This window comes from Psychrobacillus syltrankelensis (genome assembly GCF_055454035.1).
The window spans coordinates 2,130,470-2,146,750 of the sequence record NZ_CM144227.1 but is presented as its reverse complement, the minus strand read 5'-3'; the positions used below and the strand labels follow the sequence as shown (position 1 = coordinate 2,146,750).

The following is a 16,281-nucleotide window of genomic DNA, read 5'->3' as shown; positions in this document are numbered from 1 at the left end:
CGTAGGGTACATTAATGTCACTAACTATCTAAAACTATGTACATTACCGGAAAGAGGAGAGGCAAGTGATGATTCACTTGCCTCTCCGGTTAATTTTCAATGTAATAATGTTTCAGGATGTGCAGACCAAATGCACAAAATTTCTTAAATCATTTTTAAAAGTGCTTCTCTTCCTATCATTCCTTTTGTAATTCCTCGTTCCTCCGCTTCATAGGTGACTGACTCTAGTGGTGCATCTAAAAGTTGCTGAATGGTCTTAACGCCAACAGCTCTACCTGCAATTACTTTACGATCTTTTAATTTTTCGTTTAGAAGTGCTACGTCTAGTGCTCCGCACATAATGTAGCCTGTATCATTAGATACAGTAAGCAAGTTTGTTTTAGGTAACTCAACCGAAACGGCAACAAAAGTATGGTCATCAATAAAAATAGGTTGCATCTGAATCATTTTACAACTCCACTCCTTTTCTTTTCCCTACAATTTATGTAAGTAGAAGGAAATACGTGTTAAATTGATTTTTTACTATAGAAAAGGGGAAGATAAGGAAGAGTATATTTTTTAGTGAGGTGGTTTTATGAATAAATTGTTTGCCATTCTCGTTTTTGTAGGAGTTCCTTTAGTTATTGCTGGAGCATTTTTAAATTGGTCGGACATGATCATGTTCTTGCTCTGTTGTGCAAGTATTATTGGACTTTCAGGATATATAGGACGAGCTACGGAAAGCCTTGCAATTGTTAGTGGTCCGAGAGTTGGCGGATTGTTAAATGCAACTTTTGGAAATGCAGTTGAACTTATTATTTCCATTTTCACATTGAAGGCAGGAATGATTGGGATTGTTCTTGCTTCACTTACTGGTTCTGTTTTAGGTAACTTATTGCTTGTGTTAGGGCTTTCTTTTTTTGCGGGAGGAATTAAGTTTAAACGTCAAAAGTTTAGTGTCCATGCTGCAAGATACAATTCTGGCTTACTTATATTCGCTATTATCGTGGCGTTCGTTATTCCGGAAGTATTTTCAATGACAATGACACCTCAAGACACATTAAGTTTAAGTGTTGGAATTGCAATCGTTTTAATCGCTCTTTACCTTGCGGGCCTCTTTTTTAAATTAGTTACGCATCGTGGAATATTTTCTTCTTCTGATCAACCGAAAATAGAAACGGAAGTACCAGAATGGACAAAAGGTAAATCTATTTTAATTCTTCTGCTAGCTACAGTAGTAGTTGCTTTTGTCTCTGAGCAATTGGTTCATACGTTTGAAATGCTTGGTGCAAAGTTTGGTTGGACTGAGCTATTCATTGGAGTTATTATCGTGGCGATTGTTGGGAATGCAGCAGAACATGTTTCCGCAATTACAATGGCGGTCAAAGACAAAATGGATATATCAGTAGAGATTGCGGTAGGCTCTACGTTGCAAGTTGCGATGTTCGTTGCTCCAGTTCTAGTTATTATTTCATTGTTTATGCCACAATCGATGGCGCTCGTATTCACTTTACCTGAATTGGTTGCAATGATAACTGCTGCTCTTCTTGTAATTAATTTATCAAATGATGGTGAATCTAACTGGTTTGAAGGACTGACGCTTTTTGCTGCATACTTAATAATGGGAATAGGATTTTATCTTTTTTAAAAGAATAAGGGAATCAATTTCATAATTTAAATTTAGTACATAAAACACGAACAATATTATGTGAAATGTATGAATATGTATAATATATTGTTCACAAATCAGCATGATTTCCGCTATAGGCGGACGCTTTCCGCGGGGTGAGCGATGAGCCATCACCGCCGCATTCGCGTCGTTTGTAATGGCTCATCTGTCTCCGAGGAACGAATGCTAAGAGCGCCACATCGTGTGGCAACGCCTTCGTGACCAACATCCTGTTGGCCTCCGTCTGGAGTCGCCGCCTGTTGCTCCAATCAATAAATTAAGTATTGTTCATGTTTTAATAATTAAATGCTATTTAAGAAATTAACTCGAGTATATAAATTTTTCTATAATGAACAGGTTGATTTCCGCTGAAGGTGGACGCTTGTAAGTCGGGCAAGCATCAAGCCGCTACCTTTGCTCCTGCGCAAAGCTCGTCGCAGAAAAGACTTTGCTCCTGCGCAAAGCTCGTCGCAGAAAAGATTTTGCTCCTGCGCAAGCTCGTCGAAAAAAATAATTTCGCTAAGCTCCGTCTAGGGTTTTGATTTGCTTGCTAATCCCCTAGGAGTAGCTACCTTCGCTCCAATAAACAGTGGAAATTGAGGGGAAATAGGTAGATTAGATTGATAAAGAACATGGTAGCGTCCGAAATTGTATCTTCGGATATAGGAAAGTATTTAAATCCAATACACCATGTCCATTCATTTGCAAGAGAGCGACGGACAAATATCCGCCACAAGATGACCGAAAATAGAGGAGTTGGAAGTGATGCAGTCACTTCCAACTCCTCTAAATCTAACAGTAATAATGTATTAGATGTTTAGTATAAAGCACGTTTCTGCTTCTAAAATCAAACACATTGAAAGGATACGATTCGATTCAAGTCTATTCCCCAAGGAATCCATGTATTACCATTCCATCTAAATCCTGAAGTAACATAGGGGTCAATGTAAGTGGGGTGAAACCAAAATGAATTACGGTTTACCAGTTGAATATAGGTATCATGATATAAACAGTTTTTGAAGGCTTCTGGTTCAACAGCAAAATTTCCCGACTTACCATTAGTAGGTATATTAGAAGGTGGAGGACTAGTTGGTGCACCGCCTTGTTCTGTATTTTGGGATTCAACCTGGCTTAGTGGAAAGTGTGGCTGTCCAAAAGGAAGATTAGAATTATCGGGATTATACGGTAAGGAAAATGGGTGATTTGTCAATATGAGCACCTCCTTTTATTTCACACTCCAAATAGTATATGTAAAACATGCCTTATTGTTTGGTCAATAAAAATTATTAAATTCAATTCGCCTCATTTGTAATTAGAATGTAATCCCTTTAGACTTAAAGAGATAGAGATGAAAGGAGATACAAGATGGAGTTTTTTTTAACCATATTACTTTTGTTAACAATCATTGGGCTCTCTAATTTCATTAATCATTTTATGCCATACATACCTGCACCGATTATTCAAATTGCACTAGCAGTTTTGCTTGCTGGACTTCCATTAGGAATTCACATACCTATAGATCCGGAGTTATTTTTCATTTTATTTATTGCTCCTTTATTATTTTATGATGGAAAAAATGTTTCGAGGCATGATTTATGGAAATTAAAAAAACCGATACTAATGCTTGCTCTCGGTTTAGTGTTCTTAACTGTATTTGTTATTGGATACTTAATTCATTGGCTTATACCGTCAATTCCCTTATCAGCAGCTTTTGCGCTGGCGGCAATCTTATCGCCAACGGATGTTGTCGCAGTTGGAGCCATTTCTAGTCGAGTAAAAATGCCGAAAACAATTATGCATGTACTCGAAGGCGAAGGTCTTATGAATGATGCATCAGGTTTAGTTGCGTTTAAATTTGCTGTGGCAGCTACTGTGACTGGTGTTTTTTCATTTGCTGAGGCAAGTTGGAGCTTTTTAGTTATCGCAATTGGGGGATTTGTGGGGGGAGCATTTCTAGCTTATCTTTTTATTCGACTGAAGATTTTTATTAGACGTCTAGGAATGGAAGATGTAACACTTCATATGCTCATTCAGCTTCTTACCCCATTTGTTATCTTTTACATTACCGAACATTTTCATCTTTCTGGGATATTATCTGTAGTAGCTGCAGGAATTGTTCATGCGATTTACCGAGATCGTGAACAATCTCCTTCCATGCAGCTTCAAGTTGTTTCCAGAAGTACCTGGACTATTCTTATTTATATTTTAAATGGTTTAGTATTTGTGTTATTAGGATTACAAATTCCTAATGTCATGAATGAAATATTTGAAAGTCCTTTGTTTAATAATTTTGAAGTGATCAAGTTAATCTTGATTATTACTGCTGCTCTTTTATTCCTTAGATTCATATGGGTATATGTATCATGGTGGGGAGGATGGTTGAATAAACAGCAACTTCCAAAACCTACGCTGAGATTCATTTCCATTCTGACTATTTCTGGAGTTCGGGGAGCAGTTACATTAGCCGGTGCCTTTACTATCCCGTACTTCTTAGCTAATGGGAATCCATTCCCTGATCGAGCACTTATTATTTTTATTGCAGCTGGAGTTATATTGGTCACATTAGTAGTTGCAAGTGTATTCTTGCCTCTACTTGCTGTAGCTGAAAAAGGGAATACAGAAGCTTTGAAAGAAGAAATGGTACGGGTTGCAAAACTTCGTACGGTTGATGCTGCCATTAAAGCTATTAGCGAATTAATGAATGATGAAAATCGAGTGGCGGCAGTATCGGTTATTGCTTCGTACAACCAAATACGCAATCGGCTTAAATATATAAATAATGCAGACTCAGAGCGTTTGAAAGTAATAGAAACAAACATACGAATGAAGGCACTTTCGGAGGAAGCTAACTATATCGAAAAATTAAAAGAATCTGGTCAAATTGACAAGGATATTAGTTATTTGATGGATGAGCATATTCATCGGATGAGTATTGCTGTAACAAATCGAATGCAGTATAGAGGCTTATTCTTTTGGACAATAGCAAGAAGAAGTTTGCATAATTTAGCACAATTTTACGTACCAAAGAACAAAAAAAAGTATAAACATCACTTAGAAATAAATAAAAAAATAATCCAATATAAAGTTGATATGGCCAAAGCCGCCATCCAATATTTAAGAAGCAATATGACCTCAGAAAATGAGGAAGTTTCGTTACTGCTTATCGGAGAATATAATGAAATGATTACGATTTTTAAGTTAGCTGAAAAAGCCTCTGAGACTAAGCAGCATGCTCAAATGAAAAGAGATTTACAGGATAAAGCTTTTCAGGCTGAACGAGATGAAGTTCAAATCCTTTTCGAAAATGGTGAGATCACAACGGATGTTACAAGGACACTTCGTAAACAGATTAATATTAGAGAAGCATATTGGATGGAAAAAACTAGTTTACAGAAACATTAAATAAACTTATCTGGGTTTTATACTCAGATAAGTTCTTTTTTTAGATAAGAAAGCAAATCTTGTTTAAAGATGCTAGAGTACTGATGCTACTGTTTTTTGTCTTTTGTAATGCTCCTTCACGTATTTCTAATACCTCATTTGGGAAAAGACATTACTCCATACCAACTTCGGATAAATAGGTTTAAAAATTGGTTTAATATTTCTAAGTTCCAACTTAATCAGTTAATTCCATAAATAGAATCTAATTATTAAAACACGAATAATTTATTGATTGAAGCGACAGGCGGCGACTCCGGCGGGATGAGTGAGACAGATGAGCCATTACAAACGACGCGAATGCGGCGGTAATGGCTCATCGCTCACCCCGCGGAAAGCGTCCGCCTATAGCGGAAATCATGCTAATGTAATAAAGAGTATATTTTTCATACATTTTGCTTTAATTATTCTCTAAATTTGAACAATACTTAATTTATTGATTGAAGCGACAGGCGGCGACTCCGGCGGGATTAGTGAGACAGATGAGCCATTACAAACGACGCGAATGCGGCGGTAATGACTCATCGCTCACCCCGCGGAAAGCGTCCGCCTAAAGCGGAAATCATGCTGATTTAAAGTCATAAATTTCACTTTAATTATGCTCTAAATTAGAATAATAAACATGATTCAATTACTTAAAAAATGATTACCCATAAATAGCATTTAATTATTAAAACACGAATAATACTTAATTTATTGATTGAAGCGACAGGCGGCGACTCCGGCGGGATGAGTGAGACAGATGAGCCATTACAAACGACGCGAATGCAGCGGCAATGACTCATCGCTCACCCCGCGGAAAGCGTCCGCCTATAGCGGAAATCATGCTGATTTAAAGTCATAAATTTCAATTTAATTATGCTCTAAATTTGAATAATAAACATGATTCAATTACTTAAAAAATGATTACCCATAAATAGCATTTAATTATTAAAACACGAATAATACTTAATTTATTGATTGAAGCGACAGGCGGCGACTCCGGCGGGATGAGTGAGACAGATGAGCCATTACAAACGACGCGAATGCGGCGGTAATGGCTCATCGCTCACCCCGCGGAAAGCGTCCGCCTATAGCGGAAATCATGCTGATTTATAAAGAGGATTTTATACATAATCATACATTTCACTTTAATAATGCTCTAAATTTAAATTATAAAATTGATTTTCTATAGATAAACATGCTGCTAAAGCAATAATTTAAAAATATACAAGAAAAGTTCCCAATTTTGGATTGGTTGATTTTTTATTTTTAAAAAAAGTCTATCCATTTCATTCGGGGGAATGCTAAAAATGTACGAAAAAAAGGAGGTTATAGGATGAAAATAAACGATGAACTTACAGTTTTAAAGGAGTATACCTCTAGCGACAGATCCGTATTAAGTGTGTATTTAAACACGAACCCAGGTGATTCAGAGCAGTTAAACGGTGGTTGGAAAATCCATTTAAAAAGCGGATTAAAGCGCATAGGAGAGTATTTAGAAGCTTCTGATGAAAATGAAATCGAAGCATTCAATAGTATGAAGAAAAAAGTTATGAATGAACTAGAAGAAAAAAATCAAACAGAACTTCGTAAAGGAGTCGTTATTTTTGCAAGTGCCAATGACGAATTGTGGTCTGTTCATTATGTGCAGGTTCCAGTAAAGACAAACTTCTATTGGGAAGATCATCCGGTAACTGAACAATTTGAGTACATGTATAAAGCATATCCAGAAGCAGGCATTATCATGCCAAGCTTTGGAGAAGTACGCATATTGGATACAGCATTAGGCTTTGTAAGAGATGACATAACTTTCAAATACGATCCGATGTCCGAGGTTTGGGGTGAAAAGAAAAAAGTGGATGCAAAAGGTAAACGTACAGTAGTTGATAGTAAAAGCGATGTTTTGGATCCACGGTACAAAGTGAATAAAAGTAGTTTCTTTAAAGGGATGAGTACAACCATTGAACAATTAAAGAAAAAGCGTGGTTGGAGAGAACTGCATGTGGCAGGAGAGGCAGAAATGGCAAACGCGTTTGCTGAGAGTTTAAGGGATCTTCCTTCTAGTTGTATTTACAAAAATCTAAATAAAAGTAAACCTAATGAAGTAGTTCATCAAGTGTTAGAAAAATAAATTGTATATAATGCTGAGTGAGATAATTCTTGCTCAGCGCATTTTTGAAGCAAAATTCAAAGTACCTACCTTACTTTTTAATCATTGTCAAACTTCACCTATGATTATTTTGTATAAACCGTTTAAAATGGTGCATTCTAATTTCACAAGGAGGTGAGAGACATGCCGAATAACAATCAACTTTTAGTACCAGGAGTTCAACAAGCACTTGACCAAATGAAATATGAAATTGCTCAAGAATTCGGTGTTCAACTTGGAGCAGACGCTACAGCGCGTGCTAACGGTTCCGTTGGCGGAGAAATTACAAAGCGTTTAGTAGCTCAAGCCCAATCACAAATGAGTGGATATCAAAATAACCAACAACAATAATATATCCGGCCGGTGGCAAATGCCACCGGTTATTTAATTGTAGATAATTACGTTCGTCTCATTACGTTTTCTAATTTTCAATAAAAAAAACCGAGGTTTTTTCCTCGGTTAAATACTTTAAATTAATAAACTGCTGCGATAATACCTTCTTCATCGTCTAATAAAAGCTCGACTCCTGTGGAAATCGGATCTATATTCAAGAATTCCTCCATACTAAGGCGAAGGGCTTTAATTAAGTTTAATGTGTTTAATTCCTCTTTTTGTCCGTTTATATAGGCTTCTGCCGTAAAACCATTGTCATCATCATAAAGTAGTTCTACCTCAACGTTTTCTGGCTCTGTTTGCTTTAAACGTGATATATAGACACAAACTGCATTAATTATGTTTTGTTCAGGAATGATTAGCTTCTCCATGAGTTAGCTTCCTCTTTTTTCTTTTTATTATCAAAGATATTAAATATCTTTCGAATGATAATAAAAATAAAAATAATCGCTGCTGCATTGATAGCAAATCCAAGAAGTGAACCTAAAGCACCCATACTTCCAAACATGCTTCCAAATAATAAACCGGCAATTCCACCTACAAATAATCCTCTCATTAGACCACCGGAAGTGAAGCCACCTTTACTAGTTGTTGTTTTATTTGTGGATGATTCAGTATCCTGTTGTTTCTTCTTTTGGATATTCGAATTGTTGATAGTGTTATTTTTATTCGTGTTAAAACTTCTCTTTCCGGACTTATAAGATTTAGCCTCTGCAGTCGTTGAATGATCGTTAAAAACAAAACTTCCAACTGATGAAAATATAAGTGTTGCTGTAAGTAAAGCTGCTACTAATTTTTTCACTTTATATACCCTCCATTATGTAATATGAGATGAGATTAAATAAGAGATTGCTCTCCTACATAAAGTATATACGAAACAACGTTAAAATAGTTTCGCTTAGTATTCGTATATTCTCGTTTTTCATATACTTATGGCTAAAAGTTGTCTAATAATATTTATTGTAGAATATATTGTTCAAGAGCAAGAGAGCGTCGGTGAATTTCATCTTCTAGTAACGTAATAAATTCTGGAGAAAGGTTTAATTCTTTCGCTGTGACATAGGATTCAATTAACAATTCATCTGACATTTTACTCATCTGTAATTCACCTCCCGCTTTCTCAAAAGTATTTTTATTTTTTGAAGCAAATTTAACAAATTGATAGTTTATTAACCTAATCTTAATCTATCAAATAGTTACGTTTGGAACAACCGTTCGTTTATCCACAGTGTTTAGTGGATAACATGTGATTAACTTGTTTATAAAATAGCTAAATGGCTATAGGTCACTTGGGATAATGTGCATAAAGTTATCCACAAGAGAGAGATATTGCAAAAATTGTCGAAACATTTTTTGAAAACATATACAAAAAAAGTGGATTCTGATTTATAAAAGAATTTTCAGCAATCAAAAGAAGAATTTCTACACAGGTGTAAGTATGTTATAGAAATTTTTATCTCACTAAAAAACTAATCTCACAAATTATTTAGTAAAGTTACATAGTTATCAACAAAAGCAGTGGATAATGTGTGAATAAAGTATATTTATTGAAGGCAATTCTTTATTTAACGGCTTCCTTTATGTGCATAACTTTATCCACAAGTAGAAAGTAAGTGAAATCTGTCGAAAGTGTGATTATTTTCATTTATGAATATATACATTGGTACTAGTAGGAACGAAAGAAGAAAGCTCAAGAACATCATGGTTATACATTCTAATACAACCGTGTGAAACTTTTTTTCCAATAGAAGCTGGATTGTTGGTACCATGTATCCCGTAATGTGGTTTGGAAAGACCCATCCACAATGCACCAAAAGGTCCGCCTGGGTTTAATTCTTTGTTAATGATGATATAATTCCCTATCGGAGTAGGAGTCAAAACTTTTCCAATTGATATTGGATAAGTCTTTAAGAGTACACTGGCATTATACAGTCTTAGTTTAAAAGTATTTACCGAAATATCTATCCAAAGGGTCACAATAACATCTCCTAATAATTTTCTTGTCATATTTATATGGAAAAACTTAAGCACTTGCCAGTTGTCTTTCAAAAAGAAAAAAAACAGGTGCTAGAATTCAGAAAAACTTGTATGTTTGTGGGGTATAGGACAATCACGTAGTCTCATATTCTTTAAAAACGACTAAGGGAGCGATGTGATTGGCAAATAAGAAATGTAAACATTGTAAAAAAAACGGATCAGGAACATGCAAATGTGGTAAATAAAAAACCGCCGAATTGGCGGTTTTTTCTGTGAAAAAATGAAGTCACTGCGGAGGGGGGTTATGCGGTTATTAGCGGCAATGGAACATTTATTATGAGGCAAAAAAATTATTACAGAGGTGTTACTGGTGCCAGGCACTAGTAACACCTCTGTAATAAAAAGAGTTGTCCTCTTGCCGATGGGGACAAGTTGGACAACTCTATATTATGCGTGTATCCCTCTTTTAATAGCAGTTTCTTCTTTTAGATAAGTATTTAATTTCTCGACGTCTATACTAAAGACACGGTCTTCAGTAATAGATGGTATGAATTTCCTCATATTATGCCACTTCTCAGATAGGGCAGGTGACATTAAATCGATTCCGCGATATTCTACACCTTGCATAGCACAGAGTGCTTCGATTGCAATTACGCGACGTGCATTTTGAAGAATTTGATTGGCATGTCTTGCTCCAATTGTTCCCATACTTACATGGTCTTCTTGATTAGCAGAAGAAGGTATTGAATCAACAGATGCTGGATGTGCAAGTGTTTTATTTTCTGATACTAAGCTTGCTGCTGCATACTGTAAAATCATTGCCCCCGATTGTAGCCCTGGTTGTGGGCTCAAAAATGGTGGAAGACCTTCGTTTAATTGTGGATTGACTAATCGCTCGATTCTTCGCTCAGAAACGTTTGCTAGTTCGGCTATTCCAATTTTTAAGAAGTCCATTGCGAATGCAATTGGTTGGCCATGGAAGTTTCCGCCAGATATTACAAGCTCACCATCTTCAACAATGAGAGGGTTATCGGTTGCGGCGTTCATTTCAATTTCTAGCTTTTCTTTAACGTAGGCTAACACCTGCCAGCTAGCCCCGTGAATTTGCGGAATACAACGTAATGAATAAGCATCTTGTACCCGTTTCTCGCCTTGTTTCGTAATAAGTTTACTTCCCTCAAGCCAACCAAGTATGCGTTTCGCCACTTCCACTTGCTCTGGATAACCTCGAGCTTCATGAATAGCGGGATGAAATGCGTCCGTAATTCCATGTAAAGCTTCCATTGTCATAGAGGCAATCCACTCACTTTGATATGCAAGTGTTTCTGATTCTAACCAATTTACTACACCCTGAGCGGTCATTGCTTGTGTACCGTTAATAAGAGCGAGACCTTCTTTTGCTTCTAGAACAATCGGCTCTAACTTATGTTTCTCCCATACTTCTTGAGAAGAAATATGTTTTTCTCCTTCCCAAACAAGACCTTCACCGATAAGAACTAGTGCTAAATGGGAGAGAGGAGCTAAGTCGCCTGATGCTCCTAATGATCCTTGTTGTGGAATCACTGGATGAATTCGGTTATTAACCATGTATGCAAGTCTTTCAAGTACCTCAAGACGAATACCAGAAAATCCTTTTAACAATGCATTCAATCGAAGAACAACCATGGCACGTGACACGGTTTCTTCAAAAGGTTGACCGATACCACATGCATGAGAACGAATAAGATGAAGTTGAAGTGCATGAACATCCGATTCCTCAATACTAACATCACTAAACTTTCCGAATCCTGTATTAATACCATAAACTGTACGTTGTTCTCTAACTATCTTTTCAACTGCTTTACGACTTTTTTCAACAGCATCCACTGCTTTGTCTTCCAGCATTACTTCTTCGTTTTGATATAAAATGGCGCGCATATCTTCAAGCGTAAGTCCATGTCCTTTTAAACAAATCATTTCTATTCACGTTCTTTCTATTTTGAATTAATTAAATTATTGAAATCCATCTGCCATTGAAGTTGTAAATATTTCATCTTATCCAATTACTTTAATGCCTTTTTTCCAAACAGTGTTTACATGATTTACACCAAACAAATATTGCAGTTCCTGATAATTTTTTACGTTCCACAAAACAATATCCGCTTGTTTTCCAACTTCTAACGATCCAACCTTATCCTCCATTTGAATCGCGCATGCTGCGTTATAAGTTGCGGCACATAGGCTTTCGGCGGGAGTTAATCGCATGGAAATACAAGCCAAATTCATGACAAGCGGCATCGATGTCGTTGGAGAAGAGCCAGGATTACAATCCGTAGAAATAGCGACAGGAACACCTGCATCAATCATGGCACGCCCTTTAGCGGCAGACTCTCTTAAATACAGTGCTGTTGCAGGCAATAAACAAGCTATAACGCCTTGTTCAGCCATCGCTCGTATTCCATCTTCTGATGCTTTCAACAAATGCTCTGCTGAAATGGCGCCAACTTTCGCAGCAAGCTCTGCTCCTTGGTATGGTTCAATTTCATCGGCATGTATTTTCGGAATAAGTCCATATAGTTTTCCTGCCTCTAAAATACGTTCTGATTGTTCAGGAGTGAAAACTCCTACTTCGCAGAAAACATCATTAAATTGAGCAAGTTTTTCCTTAGCAACGATAGGGAGCATTTCGTTAATAATCAAATCAACGTATTCATCCTCACGATTTTTAAATTCTGTTGGAACAGCGTGAGCACCCATAAACGTAGGAACGATATCTATTGGATGTTCGGCTTGTAGCCTTTTCATCACACGAAGTTGTTTGAGTTCCGTTTCGAGATCCAATCCGTATCCACTTTTGCCTTCTACGGTTGTTACGCCATGTGCCAAAAACGAATCCAATCGTTTTGCAGTTTGCTCAACGAGTTCATTTTCAGTAGCCTCGCGTGTCATCCTAGTTGTTGCATGAATTCCACCACCGGCATTCATGATATCCATATATGTAGAACCTTCTAGACGCATTTCAAACTCGCGCTCGCGACTTCCACCAAATGCCACATGTGTATGTGGATCCACTAAACCTGGTGTTACGAGATGACCTGAAGCATCGACAATTTGAGCTCCATCTATACGGTCAAAATAATTAGCTTGGAGTTCATCTGTCGTTCCAACCGCTTGGATGATACCATTTTCAATCCAGATACTACCATCCTCAATAATTGATAATTCACTCATGGCTTCCTTTACCCGTGGACCAAGAGATTCATTTGCAAGTGTCACCAGTTGGGAAGCATGTTTAATCCAAATAGGTTTTGTCATTGCTCCTCAGTCCTCCTGTTTCATCATCGGAATGTGGATACCCTTGTCACGCGCTGTTTTTTCTGCAAGTTCATAACCAGCGTCGAAGTGGCGCACAACTCCCATTCCAGGATCGGAAGTAAGCACGCGTTCCAATCTTGCTTCTGCTTCTTTCGTACCGTCTGCTACGATTACCATTCCTGCATGAAGGGAGTATCCCATTCCAACCCCACCACCATGGTGAACAGAAACCCATGTTGCGCCACCGACTGCGTTTATCATCGCATTTAAAATCGGCCAGTCAGCTACTGCATCAGACCCATCCTTCATTGCTTCTGTTTCGCGGTTAGGAGAAGCAACTGATCCAGAATCAAGATGATCACGACCAATTACGATTGGTGCACTTAATTCACCGGAAGCGACCATATCATTAATAATTTTTCCGAAACGTGCACGCTCGCCATAACCCAACCAACATATACGAGAAGGAAGACCTTGAAATTGAATTTTTTCACGTGCCATTTTAATCCAGTTGCATAAATGTGTGTTATAGCTGAACTCTCGTAAAATAACTTCGTCTGTTTTATAAATATCTTCTGGATCACCCGATAGTGCTACCCAACGGAATGGACCTTTACCTTCACAGAACTGAGGGCGAATATAAGCTGGAACAAATCCAGGGAAGTCGAATGCTCGGTCAAATCCTTCATCTTTAGCTACTTGACGAATATTATTACCATAGTCAAATGTCACTGCACCTTTATCCATCATGTCAACCATTGCACGAACATGTGTGGTCATTGACGCCTTAGAGCGTTTAACATATTCTAGCGGGTCGTTATTGCGTAAATCAGCAGCTTCTTCCAATGACATTTGTGAAGGGATATAACCATTTAACGGGTCATGTGCAGAAGTTTGATCTGTTAGAACATCTGGAATAAAACCACGTGTAATCATTTCTGGTAATATATCAGATGCATTCCCAACTAGTCCAATAGATAGTGGTTTGCCGTCTTTCTTTGCTTCTTCCGCTAATTGAATCGCCTCGTCTAAAGAATGTGTTTTCACATCTGTATAACGAGTTTCAATGCGACGATCAATACGTGTCTCGTCCACATCAATGCCGATACAAACTCCGCCATTCATAGTTACTGCAAGTGGTTGAGCAGCTCCCATACCACCAAGACCAGCTGTAAGTGTAATCGTGTGTTTTAAAGAACCATTAAAGTGTTGCTTCGCCAGTTCTGCGAAAGTTTCATATGTTCCTTGAACAATTCCTTGTGAGCCAATATAAATCCAACTACCAGCAGTCATTTGTCCATACATCATTAATCCTTTTTTATCGAGCTCGTGAAAATGATCCCAAGTTGCAAAAGCAGGAACTAGGTTCGAGTTTGCAATAAGTACACGAGGTGCATCTACATGAGATTTAAAAACCGCAACCGGTTTACCGGATTGCACAAGTAATGTCTCATCATTTTCTAATTCTTTTAGTGAGCCAACAATTGCGTCAAAAGCATCCCAGTTCCGCGCAGCCTTTCCAATTCCTCCGTACACGACTAGTTCATCTGGGTGTTCCGCTACTTCCGCATCTAAGTTGTTCATGAGCATTCTAAGTGCTGCTTCTTGAAGCCAGCCTTTCGTATTTAATTCTTTCCCACGGTATCGAATAACTTTCTCGCTTGCTTTCCCCATGTAAAACCCCTCCTTAAATTCTACTTCTATTCTAACTGAATTATAAAAATATTTAAGTGTTTTTGTGAAAAAAGTAAAAATTTCTCATATGCTAACTTGACAACTCATTAGCCTAGTAGAGTAATAACATATGAACTTTCTGATTTTTGTAACTATTATTTTGTTCAATCGTCTATTTATTCAAAGACAGGAGGCAATTGGAAATGAAGAAACCTATTTTCTATTTACTTCTTTTCAGTTTATTAGGATTAGTAACAGCTTGTAGTGAAAATAAAGAAATAGGAAAGGAATACAAAACAGAGGAAGCGAGCGACTCTTTAGGCTACTCGGTTGAAGAATCGAAAAGTACGGCAGATATAACAGAACAGGAAAGCGTAGAAACTTCCTCTGAGAGAATGATTATTCATAAAGCGATATTAAGTACGAACGTGAAAAATCTAGCGAATGCACAAAACAACATTGAACAGAAAGTGAAGAAATATGGCGGCTATATTGTGGAGTCGAATGTGTACCAGGTAGATGATAAGACGAGTAGGAGCAATATGATTGTACGAATTCCAGAAAAGCATTTTGAAACAATTTTATCAGATGCAGAAGAAGTAGCGTCCAAAGTTTTAGAACGGAATGTAACTGGGCAAGACGTCACGGAGCAATATGTCGATTTAACATCTCGTATCAAATCGAAACGAGTAGTTGAAGAACGTTTGCTTGAGTTCATGAAAAAAGCAGAAAAAACCGAGGATCTATTAAAAATTTCATCTGATCTTGCATCAGTTCAAGAAGAGATAGAAGTTATAGTTGGTAAGATAAAATACCTTGAAAATCAGACTTCCTTTTCTACTGTAGAGATAACTATGTATGAAAATCGTGTAATTATTCCTGAAATAGACAATAAAGATTTAAATACATGGGACAAAACAAAGAAACAATTTGTGACAAGTACTAATGCGCTTTTAGCTGCTGGCTCTGGAATTATTGTGTTTCTTGTCGGAAATTTACCAGTACTCCTATTATTAGTTGTTATCGGGCTTGCGGTATATTGGTTTATTAAAAGAAGAAGACGAAGTGTAAATAAAAAAGAGGGGCTCTGAACTTGTTCAGACCCCTTTTTTACAGAATAAGAAATTATATAAATTATTATGCCAAGAACAGGTTGATTTCCTCTTCAGGCGGACACTTTCCAGGGGGCAAGCATCAAGCCGCTTCCTTCGCTACGCTCCGTCCAGGGTCTTGATTTGCTTGCTAATCCCCTTGGAGTCGCCGCCTTCCGCTCCAATCAACAGTGCAAATAAGAAAGATAATATGCTTCGTCGAAATAATGAACTGGTACTTTTTTTGTTTATCAATAGTGCAAGTGGAAATAGAGAAAAATAGGTTGCATCCACGGATAAAGAAGCTGATATGGCTTTTTTTTACGATGCAAACATCTGAAGCTATTTCCTTTTGAACAGTTGTTATTTCTTCTGACAAAATCTCTCCATCACCAGTAGTACTTAAGTAGATTGAAGCGGAGGCGGCGACTTCTGCGGGAATAGCAGATGTTTTCTGCACCGAAAGCGAAGCGGCAGGTACATGAGCGGAAGGCCCCACAGGAACGCAGTGACGAGGAGACTGAAGCCATGCCCGCGAAAAGCGTCCGCCATAGCGGAGATCAACGGTATTTCTAAGTTACTCTTCTAAAAAGGCCGGGCGTCTTTTTGCCCGGTTTTCTTAAAAGCTTTTCATA

At 37.5% G+C, this 16,281-nt stretch carries 14 protein-coding genes; 5 read left to right on the top strand and 9 right to left on the bottom strand.

Annotated features, from left to right (window positions below; all coding sequences use genetic code 11):
• Positions 1-144: 144 nt before the first annotated feature.
• A complete protein-coding gene (locus ACTSKG_RS10305; protein WP_464754548.1) occupies positions 145-447 on the bottom strand; it encodes a YunC family protein in 303 nt (100 codons plus the stop codon).
• 127 nt (positions 448-574) lie between these two features.
• Between ACTSKG_RS10305 and cax the strand changes: the two genes are divergently transcribed.
• Complete coding sequence (cax, locus tag ACTSKG_RS10300; RefSeq protein ID WP_464754547.1) at positions 575-1,627, top strand: calcium/proton exchanger; 1,053 nt, start codon at positions 575-577, stop codon at positions 1,625-1,627.
• An 868-nt stretch (positions 1,628-2,495) separates the two neighbouring features.
• Here cax and ACTSKG_RS10295 read toward each other — a convergent pair.
• Positions 2,496-2,858, bottom strand: coding sequence for a collagen-like protein (locus ACTSKG_RS10295; protein ID WP_464754546.1), 363 nt, complete (start codon positions 2,856-2,858; stop codon positions 2,496-2,498).
• A gap of 155 nt (positions 2,859-3,013) precedes the next feature.
• On the opposite strand from ACTSKG_RS10295, the gene ACTSKG_RS10290 reads away from it, so the two are divergent.
• The 3 genes from ACTSKG_RS10290 (at position 3,014) to ACTSKG_RS10280 (ending at position 7,568) form a co-directional block, all read left to right on the top strand.
• Positions 3,014-5,050, top strand: coding sequence for a Na+/H+ antiporter (locus ACTSKG_RS10290; protein ID WP_464754545.1), 2,037 nt, complete (start codon positions 3,014-3,016; stop codon positions 5,048-5,050).
• 1,354 nt (positions 5,051-6,404) lie between these two features.
• Positions 6,405-7,199: a VLRF1 family aeRF1-type release factor gene (locus ACTSKG_RS10285; RefSeq protein ID WP_464754544.1), complete on the top strand. Its 795-nt coding sequence runs from the start codon at positions 6,405-6,407 to the stop codon at positions 7,197-7,199.
• A 162-nt stretch (positions 7,200-7,361) separates the two neighbouring features.
• A complete protein-coding gene (locus ACTSKG_RS10280; RefSeq protein ID WP_464754543.1) occupies positions 7,362-7,568 on the top strand; it encodes a small, acid-soluble spore protein, alpha/beta type in 207 nt (68 codons plus the stop codon).
• Between the two features lie 122 nt (positions 7,569-7,690).
• Here ACTSKG_RS10280 and ACTSKG_RS10275 read toward each other — a convergent pair whose 3' ends face one another.
• The 7 genes from ACTSKG_RS10275 to hutU form a co-directional block, all read right to left on the bottom strand.
• Complete coding sequence (locus ACTSKG_RS10275; RefSeq protein WP_464754542.1) at positions 7,691-7,981, bottom strand: DUF2653 family protein; 291 nt, start codon at positions 7,979-7,981, stop codon at positions 7,691-7,693.
• Positions 7,969-8,412 (bottom strand): hypothetical protein, encoded by a 444-nt coding sequence (locus ACTSKG_RS10270; protein ID WP_464754541.1) that lies wholly within the window; start codon positions 8,410-8,412, stop codon positions 7,969-7,971. The genes ACTSKG_RS10275 and ACTSKG_RS10270 overlap by 13 nt, the downstream gene beginning before the upstream one ends.
• 155 nt (positions 8,413-8,567) lie before the next feature.
• The gene (gene sda, locus ACTSKG_RS10265; protein ID WP_387581315.1) at positions 8,568-8,708 is read right to left on the bottom strand and encodes a sporulation histidine kinase inhibitor Sda; all 141 of its coding nucleotides are present in this window, start codon (positions 8,706-8,708) and stop codon (positions 8,568-8,570) included.
• A gap of 543 nt (positions 8,709-9,251) precedes the next feature.
• On the bottom strand, positions 9,252-9,587 hold the full coding sequence (locus ACTSKG_RS10260; protein WP_464754540.1) for a L,D-transpeptidase: 336 nt from the start codon (positions 9,585-9,587) through the stop codon (positions 9,252-9,254).
• 447 nt (positions 9,588-10,034) lie between these two features.
• On the bottom strand, positions 10,035-11,543 hold the full coding sequence (gene hutH, locus ACTSKG_RS10255; RefSeq protein WP_464754539.1) for a histidine ammonia-lyase: 1,509 nt from the start codon (positions 11,541-11,543) through the stop codon (positions 10,035-10,037).
• A 78-nt stretch (positions 11,544-11,621) separates the two neighbouring features.
• Positions 11,622-12,881, bottom strand: a complete 1,260-nt coding sequence (gene hutI, locus ACTSKG_RS10250; protein ID WP_464754538.1) for an imidazolonepropionase — start codon at positions 12,879-12,881, stop codon at positions 11,622-11,624.
• A gap of 6 nt (positions 12,882-12,887) precedes the next feature.
• Positions 12,888-14,555 carry a urocanate hydratase gene (gene hutU, locus ACTSKG_RS10245; RefSeq protein ID WP_464754537.1) on the bottom strand — a complete coding sequence of 556 codons (1,668 nt, stop codon included), beginning with the start codon at positions 14,553-14,555 and terminating at the stop codon, positions 12,888-12,890.
• A 203-nt stretch (positions 14,556-14,758) separates the two neighbouring features.
• Here hutU and ACTSKG_RS10240 point away from each other — a divergent pair, with 203 nt between their 5' ends.
• A complete protein-coding gene (locus tag ACTSKG_RS10240) occupies positions 14,759-15,646 on the top strand; it encodes a DUF4349 domain-containing protein (RefSeq protein WP_464754536.1) in 888 nt (295 codons plus the stop codon).
• Positions 15,647-16,281 lie beyond the last annotated feature (635 nt).